The sequence below is a fragment of the Dankookia sp. P2 genome (assembly GCF_050632255.1).
GTDB lineage: Bacteria > Pseudomonadota > Alphaproteobacteria > Acetobacterales > Acetobacteraceae > Paracraurococcus.
Map to the genome: position 1 here is coordinate 13,024 of NZ_CP192581.1, position 19,168 is coordinate 32,191.

Annotated in this window: 16 protein-coding genes and 6 pseudogenes; 17 read left to right on the plus strand and 5 right to left on the minus strand. The window is 70.4% G+C overall.

The genetic code is table 11. The features are described 5' to 3' along the window. Positions 1 to 19 precede the first annotated feature (19 nt). From ACQ86J_RS00080 to ACQ86J_RS00145, 14 genes and pseudogenes are all read left to right on the plus strand, one after another. Positions 20 to 451, plus strand: coding sequence for a hypothetical protein (locus ACQ86J_RS00080; RefSeq protein WP_431269530.1), 432 nt, complete (start codon positions 20 to 22; stop codon positions 449 to 451). Continuing rightward, positions 448 to 1,233, plus strand: coding sequence for an amidohydrolase family protein (locus ACQ86J_RS00085; RefSeq protein ID WP_431269531.1), 786 nt, complete (start codon positions 448 to 450; stop codon positions 1,231 to 1,233). The genes ACQ86J_RS00080 and ACQ86J_RS00085 overlap by 4 nt, the downstream gene beginning before the upstream one ends. 131 nt (positions 1,234 to 1,364) lie before the next feature. After that, positions 1,365 to 2,297 (plus strand): lysylphosphatidylglycerol synthase domain-containing protein, encoded by a 933-nt coding sequence (locus ACQ86J_RS00090; RefSeq protein ID WP_431269532.1) that lies wholly within the window; start codon positions 1,365 to 1,367, stop codon positions 2,295 to 2,297. Further along, positions 2,297 to 3,409: a radical SAM protein gene (locus tag ACQ86J_RS00095; RefSeq protein WP_431269533.1), complete on the plus strand. Its 1,113-nt coding sequence runs from the start codon at positions 2,297 to 2,299 to the stop codon at positions 3,407 to 3,409. Before ACQ86J_RS00090 ends, ACQ86J_RS00095 begins: the two co-directional genes overlap by 1 nt. Positions 3,410 to 3,473: 64 nt before the next feature. Continuing rightward, positions 3,474 to 3,924 (plus strand): annotated as a pseudogene (locus tag ACQ86J_RS00100) (amino acid synthesis family protein). A gap of 333 nt (positions 3,925 to 4,257) precedes the next feature. Next, positions 4,258 to 5,034: an ABC transporter ATP-binding protein gene (locus ACQ86J_RS00105; RefSeq protein WP_431269534.1), complete on the plus strand. Its 777-nt coding sequence runs from the start codon at positions 4,258 to 4,260 to the stop codon at positions 5,032 to 5,034. Between the two features lie 50 nt (positions 5,035 to 5,084). After that, positions 5,085 to 5,777, plus strand: coding sequence for an ABC transporter ATP-binding protein (locus ACQ86J_RS00110; protein WP_431272689.1), 693 nt, complete (start codon positions 5,085 to 5,087; stop codon positions 5,775 to 5,777). Positions 5,778 to 5,841: 64 nt separating this feature from the next. Further along, positions 5,842 to 7,079, plus strand: a pseudogene (locus ACQ86J_RS00115) (ABC transporter substrate-binding protein). A 74-nt stretch (positions 7,080 to 7,153) separates the two neighbouring features. Next, positions 7,154 to 8,383, plus strand: a complete 1,230-nt coding sequence (locus ACQ86J_RS00120) for an ABC transporter substrate-binding protein (protein WP_431269535.1) — start codon at positions 7,154 to 7,156, stop codon at positions 8,381 to 8,383. Positions 8,384 to 8,444: 61 nt separating this feature from the next. Then, positions 8,445 to 9,401, plus strand: a complete 957-nt coding sequence (locus ACQ86J_RS00125) for an ABC transporter substrate-binding protein (RefSeq protein WP_431269536.1) — start codon at positions 8,445 to 8,447, stop codon at positions 9,399 to 9,401. Positions 9,402 to 9,415: 14 nt separating this feature from the next. Then, positions 9,416 to 9,673: a hypothetical protein gene (locus ACQ86J_RS00130; protein WP_431269537.1), complete on the plus strand. Its 258-nt coding sequence runs from the start codon at positions 9,416 to 9,418 to the stop codon at positions 9,671 to 9,673. 109 nt (positions 9,674 to 9,782) lie between these two features. Beyond that, positions 9,783 to 10,925, plus strand: a complete 1,143-nt coding sequence (locus tag ACQ86J_RS00135) for an ABC transporter substrate-binding protein (RefSeq protein WP_431269538.1) — start codon at positions 9,783 to 9,785, stop codon at positions 10,923 to 10,925. Between the two features lie 22 nt (positions 10,926 to 10,947). Beyond that, positions 10,948 to 11,832, plus strand: coding sequence for a branched-chain amino acid ABC transporter permease (locus ACQ86J_RS00140; protein WP_431269539.1), 885 nt, complete (start codon positions 10,948 to 10,950; stop codon positions 11,830 to 11,832). Positions 11,833 to 11,834: 2 nt separating this feature from the next. Next, entirely contained in the window at positions 11,835 to 12,818 is a 984-nt protein-coding gene (locus ACQ86J_RS00145; protein WP_431269540.1) for a branched-chain amino acid ABC transporter permease, read from the plus strand. A gap of 91 nt (positions 12,819 to 12,909) precedes the next feature. On the opposite strand, the gene ACQ86J_RS00150 is transcribed toward ACQ86J_RS00145, so the two are convergent. From ACQ86J_RS00150 to ACQ86J_RS00160, 3 genes and pseudogenes are all read right to left on the minus strand, one after another. Beyond that, a complete protein-coding gene (locus ACQ86J_RS00150; protein ID WP_431269541.1) occupies positions 12,910 to 14,733 on the minus strand; it encodes a peroxidase family protein in 1,824 nt (607 codons plus the stop codon). 40 nt (positions 14,734 to 14,773) lie between these two features. Further along, positions 14,774 to 14,863: pseudogene (locus ACQ86J_RS00155) on the minus strand (peroxidase family protein); the annotation flags it as partial. A gap of 55 nt (positions 14,864 to 14,918) precedes the next feature. Continuing rightward, positions 14,919 to 15,515 (minus strand): annotated as a pseudogene (locus tag ACQ86J_RS00160) (peroxidase family protein); the annotation flags it as partial. Between the two features lie 20 nt (positions 15,516 to 15,535). Between ACQ86J_RS00160 and cutA (ACQ86J_RS00165) the strand changes: the two are divergent. Beyond that, positions 15,536 to 15,865, plus strand: a pseudogene (gene cutA / locus ACQ86J_RS00165) (divalent cation tolerance protein CutA); the annotation flags it as partial. Beyond that, positions 15,771 to 16,070 carry a divalent cation tolerance protein CutA gene (gene cutA / locus ACQ86J_RS00170; protein ID WP_431269542.1) on the plus strand — a complete coding sequence of 100 codons (300 nt, stop codon included), beginning with the start codon at positions 15,771 to 15,773 and terminating at the stop codon, positions 16,068 to 16,070. The pseudogene cutA (ACQ86J_RS00165) and the gene cutA (ACQ86J_RS00170), both read left to right, overlap by 95 nt. Here cutA (ACQ86J_RS00170) and ACQ86J_RS00175 read toward each other — a convergent pair. Next, positions 16,055 to 16,924 (minus strand): amidohydrolase family protein, encoded by an 870-nt coding sequence (locus ACQ86J_RS00175; RefSeq protein ID WP_431269543.1) that lies wholly within the window; start codon positions 16,922 to 16,924, stop codon positions 16,055 to 16,057. The genes cutA (ACQ86J_RS00170) and ACQ86J_RS00175 overlap by 16 nt on opposite strands. Positions 16,925 to 17,162: 238 nt before the next feature. Here ACQ86J_RS00175 and ACQ86J_RS00180 point away from each other — a divergent pair, with 238 nt between their 5' ends. After that, complete coding sequence (locus tag ACQ86J_RS00180; RefSeq protein WP_431269544.1) at positions 17,163 to 17,900, plus strand: transposase; 738 nt, start codon at positions 17,163 to 17,165, stop codon at positions 17,898 to 17,900. A 14-nt stretch (positions 17,901 to 17,914) separates the two neighbouring features. On the opposite strand, the pseudogene ACQ86J_RS00185 reads toward ACQ86J_RS00180, so the two are convergent. Continuing rightward, a pseudogene (locus ACQ86J_RS00185) lies at positions 17,915 to 19,060 on the minus strand (bifunctional 2-C-methyl-D-erythritol 4-phosphate cytidylyltransferase/2-C-methyl-D-erythritol 2,4-cyclodiphosphate synthase). Positions 19,061 to 19,168 lie beyond the last annotated feature (108 nt).

Below are 19,168 nucleotides of genomic sequence, written 5' to 3' on the forward strand. Positions count from 1 at the left end.
CGCAGAGGAGGGGTCGGCGATGGCGGTGGAGCAGGCGGCGGGCCCGGCCAAGGGCCGGACCCTGGTGCGGAACATCGGCCTGCTGCTCTCGGGCGACCTCGCCCTGCCGGTGCTGGAGGCCGATGCCATCCTGATCGAGGACGGCAGGATCGCCGCCATCGGCCGCGGCGCCGACCTCGCCGGTCGTGGCCCCGCCGGCAGCGTGATCGACGCGCATGGCGGCGCCGTCTCGCCCGGCCTGGTCGACAGCCATGTCCATCCGGTCTTCGGCGACTGGACCCCGCGGCAGAACCAGATCGGCTGGGTCGAGAGCTTCCTCAACGGCGGCGTGACGACCATGATCTCGGCCGGGGAGGTCCACCTGCCGGGGCGGCCGAAGGACATCGTGGGCCTGAAGGCGCTGGCGATCACCGCGCAGCGCGCCTTCTTCAACGCCCGCCCGGCGGGGTGAAGGTGCTGGCCGGGGCGCCGGTGCTCGAGCTCGGGATGGAGGAGCACGACTTCGCCGAGCTCGCCGCCGCCGGCGTCAGCCTGCTCGGCGAGGTCGGCCTCGGCTCGGTCAAGACCGGCTACCAGGCCAAGGAGATGGTGGCCTGGGCGCGGAAATACGGCATCCAGAGCACCATCCATACCGGCGGCCCCTCGGTCCCCGGCAGCAGCATGATCGACCGCGACACGGTGCTGGAGGCGGATGCCGACATCATCGGCCATATCAACGGTGGGCATACCAGCCTGCCGGAGGCGCATGTCTGCGAGCTCTGCGAGCGCTCGGCCCGCGCCATCGAGCTGGTCCATAACGGCAACGAGCGGGTGGCGATCGCCGCCGTCCAGGCGGCGCGCGACCTCGGCCAGCTGCACCGGGTCATCCTCGGCACCGACAGCCCGGCGGGCTCGGGCGTGCAGCCGCTCGGCATCCTGCGGATGATCTCGCTGCTGTCGTCGCTCGGCGGCATCCCGGCGGCGCAGGCCTTCGCGATGGCGACCGGCAACACCGCCCGCATCCGCAACCTCGATGCCGGGCTGATCGAGCCTGGCCGGGCCGCCGACCTGGTCTTCCTCGACCGCGCCCAGCACAGCGCCGGTCGGGACATGCTGCACAGCGTCGAGCTCGGCGACATCCCCGGCATCGGCGGGGTGATGATCGACGGCACCATGCGCTGCGGCCGCAGCCGCAACACCCCGCCGGCCGAGCGGGTGCCCGAGGTGCTGGGCCCCAAGGTCCTGGGCCACTGACCCAGGCCACCGGGGAGTATGCCCGCGCGCCCTGGTGGGGCCGCGGCGTCCGCAACGGTCTGCTGCTGGGCGGCTTTGTCCTGCTGGCGGCCGTCGCCTTCAATTGGGACGACATCCCGGCGCTGCGACGCATGCTGGCCGAGGCGCCCTTCGCCATCGCCATCTCGGTCGCCGTCCATGTCCCGCAGATCCTGCTGACCTCGCTGTCCTGGCGCAGCCTGCTGCCGCCGGGGGCACGGCCGCCGGTCGTCGCCATGGCGCTGCTGCGCTGGTACCGCGAATCCGCCAACGCCTTGCTGCCGGCCGGCGCGCTGGTCGGCCAGGCCGCGGCCGCCCGGCTGCTGTCCCGGCGCGGCATCCCCGGCGAGATGGCCGGGGCCACGGCGACGGTCGACCTGACCCTGGAAGCGGTCTCCCAGCTCTTCTTCACCCTGGCCGGGGTGGCACTGCTGCTGGGGGCCGGGGAGGGGGAGGGGCTGCTCGGCTTCGCCACCGCCGGCTTCGGCATCGCCCTCGGCGGGGCGGCCGCCATGCTGGTCTTCCAGCGGAACCTGCCGCTCTCCCTGCTGGAACGCGGCCTGACCCGGCTGGCCCGGCGCTGGCCGGCGCTGCGGCCCGAATGGATCCGCGAGCTGCAGGCGGCGATCCTCGCCCTGCATGCCGACTGGCCCCGGCTGGTCGCCGCCACCCTTTGGCACACCGCCGCCTGGCTGTCCGGGGTGATCGAGGTGGCCGGCATCCTCTGGTTGATGGGCAGCCCGGTGACCCTCGCCGAGGCCATGGTGATCGAAAGCCTGGCCCAGGCGCTGCGCAATGCCGGCTTCATGCTGCCGGGGGCGCTGGCGGTGCAGGAGGGCGCCATCATCGGCGCCGCGGCGCTGGTGGGCGTCCCGCCCGGGCTGGCGCTCGGGATGGCGCTGAGCCGGCGGGCGCGCGAAGTCCTGCTCAGCCTGCCCGGACTTCTGGCTTGGCAGCGGGCCGAAGGCATGGCTATGCGACAGCCGACGGGGCCCCGCGCCCCCGGGCCGGGGATTAGGGCATGGGCAGTTCGCGTTCTGGGGTGATGGATCTGCTGCGGCTGGTGCCGCAGGGCGGGCCGGCGATCTGCAACGTCTCCGTCACCAACCTGTGCAACGCCACCTGCGACTTCTGCAATTTCGCCCATGACAAGGGCTTCGTCACCGACCGCCGCAGCCTGGATGCCAGCCGCTTCGCCGATCTGCTGGCCCGGCTGAAGGAGCAGGCCGGGGTCCGCTTCGTCACCTTCATGGGCGGCGAGCCGCTGCTGCACAAGAACATCGTCGAGATGGTGCAGACCGCCACCGACATGGGCGTGCAGCCGACCATGGTGACCAATGGCTGGCTCCTGCCGCCCAAGGTGGATGCCCTGGCCGATGCCGGCATCACCACTCTGTTCATCTCGATCGATGCCGCGGACCCGCTGGTGCACGAGAAGAACCGCGGCCTGAAGGGCGTCTGCGAGCGGATCCGCGAGGCGACGGCGAAGCTGCAGGCCCGCGGCGTCACCGTCATCGCCTCGGTGGCGATGACCCGGCTGATCCCCGACTACCTCGCGCTGGCGCGCTTCGTGAAGGAGCTCGGCTTCTCCGCCATCACCTTCTCCTATCCCCGGAAGGCGGCGCTGGGCTCGAACTCCCTGGTCTGGTCGGAGGACAGCGAGCTGGTCGACATGTCGACCGAGGAGCTGCTTGCCGCCTTCGATGGCGCCGAGATCGGCCCGCAGCATCATCCCCGTGCACAACCCGCGCGCCGGACTTGCCGACATGCGGCGGCGGCTGACCGGGCAGGGCGAGCGCTTCACCTGCCATGCCGGCTACAAGTACTTCTACATGGACTGGAACTACGATCTCTGGCGCTGCGAGGACTGGGACAAGCCAATCGCCTCGGTCTGGGAATTCACGCCGGAGAAGATGCTGCGGGATGGCTGCCAGGCCTGCACCACCGACTGCTACCGCGATGCCAGCATCATGCTGCATTTCCCGGTCGCCATCGGCGACGCTTTCGCGCAGATGCGCCAGGGCCGGCCGGTCGCCGCCTTCCGGGCGCTGGCCGACCGCCGCATCCTCGGCTCGATCGGTGCCATCGCCGGGCATGGCAGCCGGCTGTCCCGGCTGGCGGGGACCAGCTGACCGCGGCAAGCTTGGGCCATCGATAGGATTGCCGCCATGCCCGCCATCATCCGCAAGCTGGTCACCCTTCTCGACGAGACCCGGCGCGAGATGCGCCGCGACCTCGCCGCCCCGGTCCGCCGCGTGGTCTGCTGCGCGGTGATCGAGAACCCCTTCGCTGGCCGCTATGCCGAGGACCTGTCGGAGCTGATCGACCAGGGCGAGAGCTCGGCGCGCTGCTGGCTGCGCGCGGCATCGCCGCGCTCGGCATTCCCGGCGAGCAGGTGCAGAGCTTCGGCAAGGCCGCCGTGGTCGGCGAGGCGGGCGAGCTGGAACATGCCGCGGCATTGTTGCACCCGAAGATGGGCGCGCCGGTGCGGGCGGCACTCGGGAGGGGGCCGGCGCTGATTCCTCGGCGAAGAAGTCGGGCGGGCCTGGAACGGCGATCGACGTGCCGCTCGGGCACAAGGATGCCGCCTTCGTGCGCAGCCACTTCGACGCGATCGAGGTGCGGGTGCCGGATGCGCCGCGGGCGGGGAGATCCTGGTCTGCCTGGCGCTGACCGATGGCGGCCGGCCGCTGCCGCGCATCGGCGGGCTGACGCATGAGCAGGCCGAGGGGCGCGACGGGTTGCGCTGAAGGGCGCTGTTTCGCGCCGCCCGCAGGCTTCCGTAACGCGGCGTATCCCGCGCCCTCCCTTGCATTGCGGGCGATAGACAGCCATACCTTGGCGCAACGACGGACGGTGTTACGCACCCCTGCCGCGCCAGCATGGCGCCGGGGTGGCGGGCACGCCAGAAACCGCCCAATCGCATTCCGGCGTTCATGGCCGCCCCCGGGGACCCCCGCGGCCCGGCGCCCGAAGGCAGAGGCTGCAACGGGGAGATCGATCCGGGTGTCAGACACCATCCTGGAGACCGAGGGGCTGACCAAGGAGTTCATGGGATTCGTCGCCGTCGGCGATGTCTCCCTGAAGGTCCGGCGCGGCAGCATCCATGGCGTCATCGGCCCGAACGGGGCCGGCAAGACAACCTGCTTCAACCTGCTTACCAAATTCCTGCAGCCGACCCGCGGGACTATCAAGTATGACGGCCGCGACATCACCCGGCTGAAGCCGGCCGAGGTGGCGCGGCTCGGCCTGGTCCGCAGCTTCCAGATCTCCGCCGTCTTCCCGCACCTGACGGTGCTGGAGAATGTGCGGGTGGCGCTGCAGCGCCAGCGCGGCGGCAGCTTCGACTTCTGGCGGTCGGATTCGCTGCTGCGGCAATACGACGACCGCGCGATGGCGCTGCTCGCCGATGTCGGCCTGACCGGCTACGAGCACCTGGCCGCCGGCGAGCTGTCCTATGGCCGCAAGCGCGCGCTCGAGATCGCCACGACGCTGGCGATGGAGCCGCAGATGATGCTGCTCGACGAGCCCACCGCCGGCATGACCCATGAGGATGTGGACCGCATCGTCGCGCTGGTGAAGCGGGTCGCGGTCGGCCGCACCGTGCTGCTGGTGGAGCACAACCTGAAGGTGGTCTCCGGCCTCTGCGACAAGATCACCGTGCTGGCGCGCGGCTCGGTGCTGGCCGAGGGCGACTACCAGACGGTGGCGAAGAACCCGGACGTCGTCGCCGCGTATCTGGGCTCGGAGGCGCATACCGTGACCGAGGGAGTGCCGGTCTGATGTCCGCGACCCTGGAAGCCACCCGCACCGCTGCCGCCGCCGGTCAGGCCATGCTCGAGATCAAGGGCCTCGAGGCCTGGTACGGCGAGAGTCACATCCTGCACGGCGTCGGGCTCGAGGTCCGGCCGGGCGAGGTGGTGACGCTGCTCGGCCGCAACGGCGCCGGCAAGACCACGACGCTGCGTGCCATCATGGGCCTGGTCGGCCGCCGCGCCGGCAGCATCCGCTTCGACGGCAAGGAGACGATCGGCGCGCGCTCCGACCAGATCGCCCGCGCCGGCATCGGCTATTGCCCGGAGGAGCGCGGCATCTTCGCCAGCCTGACGGTGACCGAGAACCTGATGCTGCCCCCGGTGGTACGCGGCGGCGGGCTCGACCTCGACACCATCTACAAGCTCTTTCCGAACCTGAAGGAGCGGGCGAACAGCCCGGGGACGAAGCTGTCGGGCGGCGAGCAGCAGATGCTGGCGATCGCCCGCATCCTGCGGACCGGCGCCAAGCTGCTGCTGCTGGACGAGCCGTCGGAAGGCCTTGCCCCGGTCATCGTGCAGCAGATCGGCGTGACGATCCGCGAGCTGAAGAGCCGCGGCTTCACCGTGGTGCTTGTCGAGCAGAATTTCCGCTTCGCCCAGACGGTGGCGGACCGCCACTACGTCATGGAACACGGCCGCGTGGTGGCCGAGGTGGCCAATGCCGACCTCGCGGCGTCGATGGACCGGCTGCACGAGTATCTCGGCGTCTGAACGACCGCCGCGAGGATCAACCGATGCCGCCAGAAGAAGCGGCGCGAGAGGGAGGGACCGGGAGATGACTGGGACGACGAGCCGGAGAGGAGTGCTGAAGGCCGCGGCGGCGCTGCCCGCGCTGGGCGGCCTGCCCTGGCGCAGCGCCCGCGCCCAGGCGGCGAATACGGTGAAGATCGCACTGCTCTGCGACTTCTCCGGCACCTATCGCGACGTGACCGGGCCGACCGAGCTGGCCTGCATCCGCCAGGCGGCGGCCGAGTTCTCGAACCGCGGCTTCAATGTCGAGGTGCTGTACGGCGACAACCAGAACAAGCCGGATGTCGGCTCGAACCTGGCGCGGCAATGGATCGACCGCGACGGCGTCGACGTCATCGTCGATGGCGGGGCGTCGTCGGTCGCGCTCGCGGCGAACGAGGTGGCACGGGAGAAGAACAAGGTCTTCCTCAACACTTCCTCGGCCACCTCGGACCTGACCGGGTCGAAGTGCTCCCCAACACGGTGCACTGGACCTACGACACCTGGATGCTGGCCAAGTCGACCGGCGGCGCGACGGTGAAGGCCGGCGGCGACAGCTGGTACTTCGTCACCGCCGACTATGCCTTCGGCCATGCGCTGGAACGCGACACCTCGACCTTCGTGCGCAATGCCGGCGGCAAGATCCTCGGCAGCGTGAAGACGCCCTTCCCGGGCACCACCGATTTCTCCTCCTTCATCCTGCAGGCGCAGGCCTCGAAGGCGAAGGTGATCGGGCTGGCCAATGCCGGGTCCGATACCGTCAACTGCATCAAGCAGGCCTCCGAGTTCGGGCTGAGCAAGCGCGGGATCAAGCTGGCCTCGCTGCTGATGTTCCTGCCGGACGTGCATGCGATCGGGCTGCAGACGGCGCAGGGGCTGATCTGCACCGAGACCTTCTACTGGGATCTCAACGACCGCACCCGCGCCTTCACGAAGAAGATGCGGCCGAACATCAGCGTGCCGCTCTGCATGAACCACGCGGGCGGCTATGCCGCGGTGCTGCACTACCTGAAGGCCGTGGGCGACATGGGCGTCGCCCAGGCCCGCGCCAGCGGCGTCGAGGCGGTGAACCGCATGAAGGCGATGCCCTGCGACGACGACTGCTTCGGCCCCGGGCAGATCCGCCAGGACGGCCGCAAGCTGCATCCCGCCTATCTCTTCGAGGTCAAGCGGCCCGAGGAGAGCCGCGGCGAGTGGGACTACTACAAGCTGCTGCAGACCACGCCGGGCGAGGAGGCCTTCCGGCCGCTGGCGGATGGCGGCTGCAGCTTCGTGAAGGCCTGAGCCCGCGATCGTCCTGCGCGGCGTCGCGCAGGACGTGAATCGCCGGCTTCTTCGTGCCGAGGAGAGAGCACCTGATGCCATTTGATCGTCGCAGCCTGATTGCCGGTGGGTCCGCGCTTGCGCTGGGCGGCCTCGCCTCTCGTGCTTCCCGCGCGCAGGCTGCGAACACGATCAAGCTGGGCGTGCTGAACGACCAGTCGGGCGTCTATCGCGACATCTCCGGCCCGACCTCGGTCGCCTGCGTCCGCCAGGCGGTGCAGGATGCCGCAAGCCTCGGCCTGCAGGTCGAGGTGGTCTATGCCGACCACCAGAACAAGCCCGATGTCGGCTCCAACATCGCCCGGCAATGGATCGACCGCGACGGCGTCGACGTCATCCTCGACGTCCCCAACAGCGCCGTGGCGCTGGCGGTGAACGGCGTGGTGCGGGAGAAGAACAAGGTCTACCTGAACAGCACCGCGGCCACCGCCGACCTGACCGGGCCGCAATGCAGCCCGAACACGGTGCACTGGACCTACGACACCTGGATGCTGGCGCGCAGCACCGGCGGCGCCATGGTGAAGGCGGGCGGCGACACCTGGTTCTTCGTCACCGCCGACTACGCCTTCGGCCATGCGCTGGAGCGCGACACCTCCAACTTCGTCAAGGCGCAGAACGGCAAGGTCGTCGGCACCGTGCGCCACCCGCTCGGCAACACCGACTTCTCCTCCTTCCTGGTGCAGGCGCAGTCCTCCCGCGCCAAGGTGATCGGCCTGGCCAATGCCGGGGCGGACACCATCAACGCGGTGAAGCAGGCGGCCGAATTCGGCCTGACCCGGCGCGGCACCAAGCTGGCCGTGCTGCTGATGTTCATCAACGACGTGCACGGGCTCGGCCTGCAGGCGGCGCAGGGGCTGGTCTGTACCGAGACCTTCTATTGGGATCTCAATGACCGCACCCGCGCCTTCACCGCCAAGGTGAAGCCGCATCTCTCCGGCAACATGCCGTCGATGTCGCATGCCGGCTGCTACGCCGCGGCGCTGCACTACCTGAAGGCTGCCGCGGACATGGGCGCGGCGGCGGCCAAGGCGGACGGCGCCGCGGCGGTCGCCCGGATGAAGGCGATGCCGACGGATGACGACTGCTTCGGCGCCGGGTCCATCCGCGGCGACGGGCGGAAGATCCATCCCTCCTACCTGTTCGAGGTGAAGGCGCCGAACGAGAGCAAGGCCCCCTGGGACTACTACAAGCTGTTGCAGACGACCCCGGCCGAGGAGGCGTTCCGGCCCCTGGCCGAGGGCGCCTGCCCGCTGGTCCGTAGCTAGAGATGACTTGCGCCGCGGGGAGAAAGCCCTGCGGCGAGACTGCCCCACAGGAGAAGTGTGCATGAGTTTCTCGCGTCGCAGCCTGCTCGCCGCCTCCGTCGGCGCCACCATGGTGCCGGCCCTGCCGCGCCTTGCCGGCGCCCAGGCGGCCAACACCATCCGCATCGGCGTGCTGAACGACCAGTCCGGCACCTATCGCGACATCTCCGGTCCCTATGGCGTCGAGTGCACCAAGCAGGCGGTGCAGGAATTCGGCAACAAGGGCTTCAATGTCGAGGTCATATTCGCCGACCACCAGAACAAGCCCGATGTCGGCGCCAACATCGCCCGGCAGTGGTACGACCAGGGCGTCGACATGATCCTCGACGTCCCGACCAGCTCGGTCGGCCTCGCGGTCAACAACGTCGCGCGCGAGAAGAACAAGGTCTATATCAACACCGGCTCGGCCACCTCCGACCTCACCGGCCCGCAGTGCAGCCCGACGGGCGTGCACTGGATGTACGACACCTACATGCTGGCGAAGTCCACCGGCGGCGCCATGGTGAAGGCGGGCGGCGACAGCTGGTTCTTCATCACCGCCGACTACGCCTTCGGCCATGCGCTCGAGCGCGACACGACGAAGTTCGTCAAGGATGCCGGCGGCAAGGTGGTCGGCAGGGTGAAGTATCCCTTCCCGTCGACCACCGACTTCTCCTCCTTCCTGCTGCAGGCGCAGTCCTCGCGCGCCAAGGTCATCGGCCTCGCCAATGCCGGCGCCGACACGATCAACAGCATCAAGCAGGCGGCCGAGTTCGGCCTGATGAAGCGCAACGTGAAGCTCGCCGCGCTGCTGATGTTCCTGCCGGACGTCCACGCCCTCGGCCTGCAGACCGCGCAGGGGCTGGTGCTGACCGAGAGCTTCTACTGGGACCTGAACGACCGCACCCGCGCGGTGACCGAGCGGCTGAAGCCGCGGCTGAAGGACATCAAGCCGAACATGGCGTCCATCGCCAATATTCGGCGGCGCTGCACTACCTGAAGGCGATCGCCGACATGGGCGTCGCGGCCTCCAAGGTCTCGGGCACCGACGTCGTGAACCGCATGAAGGCCATGCCCTGCGACGACGACGCCTTCGGGCCGGGCCGCATCCGCGAGGACGGCCGCAAGCTCTGCCCGTCCTACCTGTTCGAGGTGAAGACCCCGGCCGAGAGCAAGGCGCCGTGGGACTACTACAAGCTGCTGCAGACCACGCCGGCTGAGGAGGCCTTCCGGCCGCTGAACGAGGGTGGCTGCAATCTCGTGAAGGCATAACAAGCAACGGGAGGACACGGACATGTCGTTGAACAGGCGCGAAGTGCTTGCCGCCGGGGCCGCCACGGCCCTCGGAGGCCTGCCGCGGGCTCGTGCCCAGGGGAGCCAGATGATCCGCCTCGGCGTCCTCACCGACATGTCCGGCCCCTACCGTGACACCACCGGCCCGGGCAGCGTCGTGCTGACCCAGCAGGCGGTGCAGGATTTCGGCAGCCGCGGCTTCCAGGTGGAGGTCCTGCAGGCCGACCACCAGAACAAGCCCGATGTCGGGGCCAACATCGCCCGGCAATGGTTCGACCAGGGCGTCGATGCCGTGGTCGACCTGCCGACCTCCTCGGTCGCGCTGGCGGTCAACCAGATCGCCCAGGAGAAGAACAAGGTCCACCTGAACTCGGGCGCCGCGACCTCCGACCTCACCGCCGCGCAGTGCAGTCCGAACACGGTGCACTGGACCTACGACACCTACATGCTGGCCAAGTCGACCGGCGCCGCCATCGTCAGGACCGGCGGGGACAGCTGGTTCTTCATCACCGCCGACTACGCCTTCGGCCATGCGCTGGAACGCGACACCTCCAGCTTCGTCAGGTCGGCGGGCGGCAAGGTGCTCGGCAATGTCCGTTACCCCTTTCCGGCGACCACCGACTTTTCTGCCTTCCTGCTGCAGGCGCAGGCCAGCCGGGCCAAGGTGCTCGGCTTCGCCAATGCCTCGACCGACACGGTCAACTGCATCAAGGGCGCCCGCGAATTCGGGCTGCAGCGCTCGATGAAGTTCGCCGCGCTGCTGATGGGCATCGTCGACGTCAAGTCGCTCGGGCTGGAGGCGGGGCAGGGGCTCAACCTGACCGAGGCCTTCTACTGGGACCTCAACGACCGCACCCGGGCATTGACCGAGCGCGTCAGGGCGAAGAACGAGGGCCGGCCGCCCGCCATGGTGCCGGCCGGCTGCTACGGCGCGGTGCTGCATTACCTGAAGGCCGTGGCCGATATGGGCGCGCCGGCGGCCAAGGCGAGCGGCGTCGAGGCGGTGAACCGGATGAAGGCGATGCCGGCCGACGACGACGCCTTCGGCGCCAGCACCATCCGGCCCGACGGCCGCTGCATCCACCCGGCCTACCTGTTCGAGGTCAAGGCGCCGGGCGAGATCGCGCAATCCCTGGGATCTCTACAAGCTGGCGGCCACCACCCCGGGCGAGGAGGCCTTCCGGCCGCTCGCCGAGGGCGGCTGCCCGCTCGTCCGCAGCTGACCCAATAAACCAAGGACCGAGACCACCCGCATGGACGACATCTTCGGCATCCCCGCGCCGCTGCTCTTCGGGCAGCTGCTGCTCGGCCTGATCAACGGCGCCTTCTATGCGATGCTCTCGCTTGGCCTCGCGGTGATCTTCGGCCTGCTCAACATCGTCAACATGGCGCACGGCGCGCAGTTCATGATGGGCGCCTTCTGCGCCTGGATGCTGCTGGCCTGGGCTGGCATCGGCTACTGGTGGGCGCTGATCCTGTCGCCGATAATCATCGGCATCACCGGCGTGGTGCTGGAGAAGCTGTTCATCAGCAAGCTCTACAAGCTCGACCACCTCTACGGCCTGCTGCTGACCTTCGGCCTCGCCCTGATCATCGAGGGCGTGTTCCGCAACGAGTTCGGCTCCTCCGGCCTGCCCTACCGCATCCCGACCGAGCTGGCGGGCGCCTGGGACCTCGGCTTCATGTTCATGCCGATCTACCGCGGCTGGGTCGTGGTCGCGGCGCTGGTGCTCTGCCTCGCCACCTGGCTGATCATCGAGAAGACCCGGCTCGGCGCCTACCTGCGCGCCGCCACCGAGAATGCCTCGCTGGTCCAGGCCTTCGGCGTCAACGTCCCCCGCATGGTGACGCTGACCTACGGCTTCGGCGTGGCGCTGGCCGCGGTCGGCGGGGTGCTGGCGGCGCCGATCTACTCGGTGAACCCGCAGATGGGCTCCAACCTCATCATCGTGGTCTTCGCCGTGGTCGTCATCGGCGGCATGGGCTCGATCATGGGCTCGATCCTCACCGGCTTCGCCCTCGGCATCGTCGAGGGGCTGACCAAGGTCTTCTGGCCGGAAGCCTCCGCCACCGTCATCTTCGTCATCATGGCGATCGTGCTGCTCGCACGTCCCGCCGGCCTCTTCGGGAGGGCCTGAGCATGGCCGACACCACCTCCTCCATCACCGCCGGTGCCATCCCGGCACCCGCCAGGGAGTCCGACGGCGCCTGGGGCTTCACCCGGGCCCAGCTTGTGGCGCTCGGCGTCCTGGTCGCCTTCCTGGCGATCTCGCCCTACGTCCTCTACCCCGTCTTCCTGATGAAGCTGCTCTGCTTCGCGCTCTTCGCCTGCGCCTTCAACCTGCTGATCGGCTATGTCGGGCTGCTCAGCTTCGGCCATGCAGCCTATTTCGGCATGGGCGGCTACCTCGCGGGCCATGCCGCCAAGGCCTGGGGGCTGACGCCGGAGGTCTCGATTATCATCGGCGGCGTCACCGCCGGGCTGCTCGGCGTCGTCGCCGGCTGGATCGCCATCCGCCGCCAGGGCATCTACTTCGCCATGATCACCCTGGCACTGGCGCAGATGGTCTACTTCTTCTGCGTCCAGGCGCCCTTCACCGGCGGCGAGGACGGCATCCAGGCGATCCCACGCGGCAACTTCCTCGGCATCTTCCCGCTCGACCAGGACATGGCGATGTACTGGGTGGTCGCCGGCATCTTCCTGGCCGGCTTCCTGCTGATCCACCGCATCATCCACTCGCCCTACGGCCAGGTGCTGAAGTCGATCCGCGAGAACGAGCCGCGCGCCACCTCGCTCGGCTACCGGACGGACGACTACAAGCTGATGGCCTTCATCCTCTCGGCGACGCTCGCCGGCGTCGCCGGCGCCACCAAGTCGATCGTCTTCGGCATCGCCACGCTGACCGACGTGCACTGGTCGATGTCGGGCGAGGTGGTGCTGATGACCCTGGTCGGCGGGCTAGGCACCGTCTTCGGGCCGGTGGTCGGCGCGGCGGTGATCGTCACCATGCAGAACTACCTGGCGGAAATGGGCGCCTGGGTGACGGTCATCCAGGGCGTGATCTTCGTCGCCTGCGTCCTGGCCTTCCGGCGCGGGCTGATCGGAAGCTGGGGGCGCTGCTGAAGGTGAAACTCTGAACCACCAGCATCCAGGGAGGGCGCCGCCCTCCCTGGAGCCACCCGCCAAGGCCGAAAGGCCTCTGGACACCCCTGGTCTAGACCAGGTCCCAGCCTTCGGGCCTGAAGCCGGCGAGGCTCTGCCTGACGATGCCGATGCCGTCCATCTGCCAGAGCCAGAGGACGCCGTCCTTGCCCTCCCAGAGGATGTCGTCGCGGCCGTCGCCGCTGAAATCGGCGATCGAGGCGACTTGCCATTCCTCGCCGACCGCGCCGAAGCCGCCCTGCTGCACCACCTGCGGGCCATCCATGCGCCAGATCCAGGTGTTGCCGTCGTCCCCGCGCCAGAAGACGTCGGTGCGGCCATCGCCGTCGAAGTCGCCGGTGCCCGCGACCTGCCACTCGCGGCCTGAGTGGCCGAGATAGGTGTCGGCGACCGTCCGCGCGCCGTCCTGGGTCCAGAGGCTCATGCCGCTGCTCGCGCCGCGCAGCAGCAGGTCGGCCTTGCCGTCGCCATCGAAGTCGCCGATCGCCGCGACGTCCCAGTCCGGCTCCAGCCAGCCGATCGCCTTCTCCTCCACCGCGCCGAAGCGCTGGGTCTCCAGCAGCCGCACCACGCCGTCCTGGCCGCGCACGACGATATCCGCCAGGCCGTCGCCGTTCAGGTCGCCGAGGCCGACCACCCGCTCGCCCGCCGGCCGCGGCGCCAGGTCCTGGACCTCGAGGATGTCGATGCCATCGGCGCGCAGCAGGCGGATGCCGCCCGCGGCATCGGCGAAGGCCAGGTCCGCCATGCCGTCGCCGTCGATGTCGCCGGTCCCGGCCAGGTGCCAGGCCAGCGGCATGTCGCTCAGCCCGTGGTCGGAATGCGCCACCCCGTCCCGGAAGTTCCAGACGAAGAGCGAGCCTCCGGCATCGCGCCAGAGCAGCCCGGCATAGCCCTCGCCGGCGAAGTCGCGCGCCGCGGCCGGGCCGAGATGCACGCGGGCATCGGCGAACTGGACATACTCGACCTCCCGCAGATGGTCGCGGCCGTCGGGGCCGACGGCCAGCCAGCTGCCATCCGCCTGGCGGTGCAGCTGCGTCTCCTCCCGCAGCCCGTGATAGACCACCGTATCGCGCCCGCCGCGGCCGACCAGGATGTCGTCGAGGGCGCCGCCCTCCAGCGTCTCGTCGCTGTCGTCGCCGACGACGAGCTGCGGCAGGTCCGGGTCCTCCGACTCGACGCCCGGGGCGCGGCGCTCATGGGCCAGGAACATGTCGTCCTGCAGGTAGAGCGTGTCGGTGGTCCGCAGCACGATGTCGCTGAGCCTGGTCGCGCCGATCTCCGCCTTCAGGCTCGGGTCGAGGTCGAGACTCTCCCACCAGTAGCGGTCGCCGTCGCGCAACCGGGTGAACTGGTCGGCCACCACCAGGGCGAAGGTCTCGCCGATGAAGGCGCCCGGCGCATGCCGCTCGGCCAGGCCGCCGGTCCAGAGATCGATCATGTCCACGCTGCCGAAGGCCTCGGCCAGCGCCGCCACCGTCGCCGCGTCGTCGGTGAGCTGGGCGAAATCGGTATAGGCCTCTAGCCCGAGCGCCAGCCGCATCCCGTTCAGCGTCGGCAGGCCGAGGTCGCGGCCGCGGGCGATGTTGATGGCGGCGAGGTCCTGGCCGACCGGCGGGTCGACCAGGAAGTTCCGCAGGTCGTCGACGATGCGGGCATCCATCGCCTGCGAGACGTCGGAGCCGAGATGCCGCAGGAAGCCGTCCGCCCCGCCATGGGCGGCGAAGTCGGCCGGGGTCAGGAAGAAGGTGTCGCGCAGGGTGATGTTGCCGCCGATCACCACGCCCTGCTCGTCCTTCCGCTCGGTCTCGGCGGAGACGGTGGAATGGCCCCAGCGATAGGCGGCGCCGGAGAGATTCCACGGCGATGCGCGCATCGACCGAGGCGTCGTAGCCGGCATAGGCGGCGATCGCCCCGTCGCCGAGCAGCTTCGGCAGGAATTCGGTGAAGGTGATGTGGTTGATCTCGGCGGTGACGAGGGTCCGCGCCTGCTGGTAAAGCTTCATCGCCCGACAGCGTCGGGTCGGCGGCCGCCAGCCTGTCGACCCAGAGATTGTGCTCGCGCACGAAGATGGTCTGCAGCGCGGTCAGCGACGGGTTCTCCATCACCCGCACATCGCCGGCGGCGAAGCCGCCATTGACGATCGGCAGGTTGCCGCCCTCCGAGGTCCGCATGTGGCCGTCCGCCAGCCGCAGCGCGGCGGCCGTCGCGGCGCTCGAGCCATAGACCATCGACCCGTCGAGCCAGCCGCTGACCGCGTTGATCGCGGTCGCCGGGTTGTCCGGCCCGGTGCCGGTCGCGGGATCGGTGACGGCGCGGCCGGCCGGGATGGCGCTGCCGGGCAGGAAGACCGCGTCGCCTTCGGGGATGGTGATGTCGTTCGGCTTGGTGCGGTCGATCGGCGTGCGGCTGATGTCGTGGTCGATGAACTGGCCCCAGGCATACATCAGGCCGGAGAAGCCGAGTTCGTTGGCGACCGCCGCATCGCCTTCGCCGACCACGATGTTGCTGATGTCCCGCGCGTTCGGGCCTTCCGCCAGCGAGGAGACGCCGTCGGCATAGCGCGCCGGGGCGAGGCGGATATAGGTGCTGCCCGCGGCATTCAGCTGGATATCCCCTAGGTTGTTGCCTGACCCGTCATAGCTCCGCTCCGTCATGCCCGGCCGCCTTCTTGCGAATGATTATTGTATGCAAATGGCTTAGCGGTAGCGCCGGAGCGAGATCAGATCAAACGAAACGGAGCGAAATCCACATTATTGAACACCTGTTCGGATGTTCGTTGCCTCCTGGCACGCGGCGCGTTTGCGGGGCGGGGCGGGGGGACTACCATGGCGGGCGGTCGCTCCGCCGCGACAGCCGGGGGATCCCGCCGATGGCCGATGCTGTGCTCTGGGTCTACGTGACCGCCTCGGATGGCGAGGAAGCGACCGCCATCGGCCGGGTGCTGGTCCGGGAGGGGCTGGCGGCCTGCGTCAACATCCTGCCCGGCCACACCGCGATCTACCGCGACGAAGGCGTGCTGCGGGAGGCGGAGGAGGCCGCCTTCGTCGCCAAGACGACCGCCGCGCAATCTCGCCGCGCTGCGGGCCCGCATCCGCGCCCTGCACAGCTACGACCTGCCGGCGATCCTGGCCCTGCCGGCGGTGGACGGGGACGCGGGATTCCTCGACTGGGTCAGGGCAGGCGTCGCGGCGGCTCAGCCGAAGCCATAGAGCCGCGCCGGCGTGTCGACCAGGATCCGCTCCCGCCGCGCCGCGTCCGGCACCAGCGCCGCCAGCCAGGCCAGGGTCTGCGGATAGGTGGTGACGCGGTCCATCGTCGTGTTGGTGTGCGGCCAGTCGCTGCCCCAGACCAGCCGGTCCGGCCCATAGGCCTCGATCACCATCGCCGCCGCTTCCCGCGCCGGCTCGGCGCCGAGCCGGTAGGCGCCGCTGAGCTTCACATAGGACCGGCCGGTCTTCGCCGCCTCCAGCAGCAGGCGGAAGCCGGGATCGTGCCGCGGCCCCAGCGTCCGGTCCACCATGCCCATATGCGGCACGATCACCTCGGCGCCGCTGTCGAGCATCACGGGCAGCACCTCCGGCAGCCGCCGGCTCTCGACATAGAGGTCGAGCGTCCAGCCGCGCCGCTTCGCCTCGGCGAAGGTCTCGCGGTAGTCGGCCCAGTCGGGCATGGCCAGGCCGAGGATCGGGAAGCGGAGGCCGCGCACGCCGATCCGCGCCATCTCGTCCCATTGCGCGGCGCTGGTGCCGGGGGCGAGCCAGGGCACGCCGCGCAGCCGGTCCGGCCGCGCCCGCAGCGCCCCGAACAGATAGGAATTGTCGTGGCCGAGGAAGCTCGGCTGGGTGATCACCACCCGGCCGATGCCGTTCGCCTCGGCGAGGGCGAGCAGGCGGTCGTAGGAGGCATCGTAGTCCGGCGCGTAGCGCGCATCGGCGGCGCGCGGCAGGCCGGGGACGAAGCTGTGGGTGTGGCAATCGACCCGGTGCGAGGGCTGGGCCCGGGCGGGCGCGGCGGCGAGGGCAAGGGTGGCGAGGGCGAGGCTGCGGCGGGCGGGGTGCGGCATGGCGGCAGCATGCGGGGCGCGCCGCCGCGACGCCAGGGCGTTTCGCCCCCCCGGCACCCGCAGCCTGGGTCGCGGATCCGCCCGCCATTGCCATTGCCGCCGCCCCGCGTGCCCCGCTGACCGGCATGGGCGCGCGCGGGTGTGGGGGCTTCACCCCCGCTGCCTTCTTCCTTGCTTTCATCTTGCTTTTATTCCTATTTTCGTGCTTCGTTCCAGGTCCTGGCAGGAAGGACCCCCGATGCGCCGCCGCCCCCGCTTCGACCCCGCCATCCCGCCCGAGATCCTGCCCCCCGACTTCGCCACCCGCCACGACCTGCACAACTACCTCTACCTCCGCCCGACCTTCGGCCTGCTCAGGCCGCAGCCCTGGGCGCCGCTGACCGATGCCGAATGGGCCGCCCTCCGCCCCATTCTCGCCGAGCATGGCTGCGGCGTCGCCGACCACCCCCGCCCCGGCCGGCCCATGGCCGATGCCCGCGCCCGGCTCGACGCGATCTTCCGCGCGGTGACGCTGAAGCGCCCCCGCCCGCAGGGCGGCGGCCGCGCCGCCTGGAACCAACTACCGCCCGAATTCGGCAAGGCCGACACCGTCTCGCGCACCTACCGCCGCTGGTGCGCGGCCGACCTCTGGATGCGCCTGCTGCAGGTGGTCGGCGCCGAGGACTGCCCCGAGGTGCTGGCGCGGCTGACGCACCGCATCTGCTGCGCCTTCCGGCGGGGGATCCGGCTGATGGGCCTCAGGGCGATCGTCCTGGCGCGGCGGCTCAGGCTCTACTCCGCCCTGCCGGCGCCCTCCTTCTGGCTGCCCGATCCGGATTTGTCCGAGATCTACATGCCCGTCATCCTCGCCCTGCTGCGCCACGCCAGGGAGCATTGGGGCCGCCGGCTGGGCCAGGCCAACCTCCGCCTGATCGCCTCCATGCACCGCGCCATGGGCGGCCGGGCCAGGATCGCCGGGTGGATGGAGCCGCCGTGAGGGCGGCTCCGGCCTCAGGCCGGCAGCAGCACCAGCGCCGCTGCCTGTGCGGCGATGCCCTCGCCGCGGCCGGTGAAGCCGAGCCGCTCGGTGGTTGTCGCCTTCACCCCGACCTTGCCCGGCTCGACGCCGAGCAGCGCGGCCAGGCGCGCCTGCATCGCCTCCCGGTGCGGCCCGATCTTCGGCCGCTCGCAGAGGATGGTGACGTCCGCATTGGCCAGCACGCCGCCGCGCGCGGCGATGCGGCCGGCGGCATGGATCAGGAATTGCGCGCTGTCGGCGCCCTTCCACTGCATCTCGGAGGGCGGGAACCAGCGGCCGATATCGCCCTCGGCCAGCGCGCCGTAGATGGCGTCGCAGGAGCGCATGGATGCCGACATCGGCATCGGAATGACCTTCCAGGCCGAACTCGCAGGGGATGGTGACGCCGCAGATCACCATGGGCCGGCCGGCCTCGGTGCGGTGGACGTCGAAGCCGGTGCCGATGCGCGGCAGCAAGGTGGTCATCAGCTGGGCCTCCATGCGCGCCAGGTCCTCGGGGAAGGTGATCTTGATGTTGGTCTCGGCGCCGGGGACCAGCGCGACCTTGGCGCCGGCCAACTCCAGCAGCTGGGCGTCGTCGGTCGCCTCGGCCGCGGCGGCACGGTGCGCGGCGAGCAGCGCGGGGAAGCGGAAGGCCTGCGGCGTCTGGGCGCGGTAGAGGCCGGCGCGGGGCACCGTCGCCTCGATCCGGCCGGACACGGCGCGCTTCAGCGTGTCGGCCACCGGCTGGGCCGGGATGGCGCCGGGCGCCGCCGCCAGCGCCGCGAGCAGCGCCGGGATGGTGCCGCGCGGGATCACCGGCCGGGCGGCATCGTGCACCAGCACCACCGCGGGGGCGCGCGGCGCCAGCGCCTCGAGCCCGGCGCGGACGCTGGCCTGGCGGGTCTCGCCGCCCTGGACCGGGGGCAGGGCGGGCAGGCCGGCCAGGATGGCGGCGACCCGCGCTTCCTCCCGGCGGCGCAGACCGGTTGCAGCAGGGTGGCGCCGCCCTCGGCCAGCAGCGCCTCCGCCGCGAGGCGCAGCACCGGGCGGCCGAGGAGGGGAAGGTACTGCTTGGGCTGGTCGGCACCGAAGCGGGTGCCGCTTCCGGCGGCCATGAGGAGGGCGGCGATGGTCATCGCGCGCGACCCTAGCGGATCGCCGCGCCGACGGGAACGCGGGCGGGGTCTGTCCCATGCGCTGCGGCGGCTTCGCAAAAACTGTCGCTTTGGTGCCGCGCGGCGTTG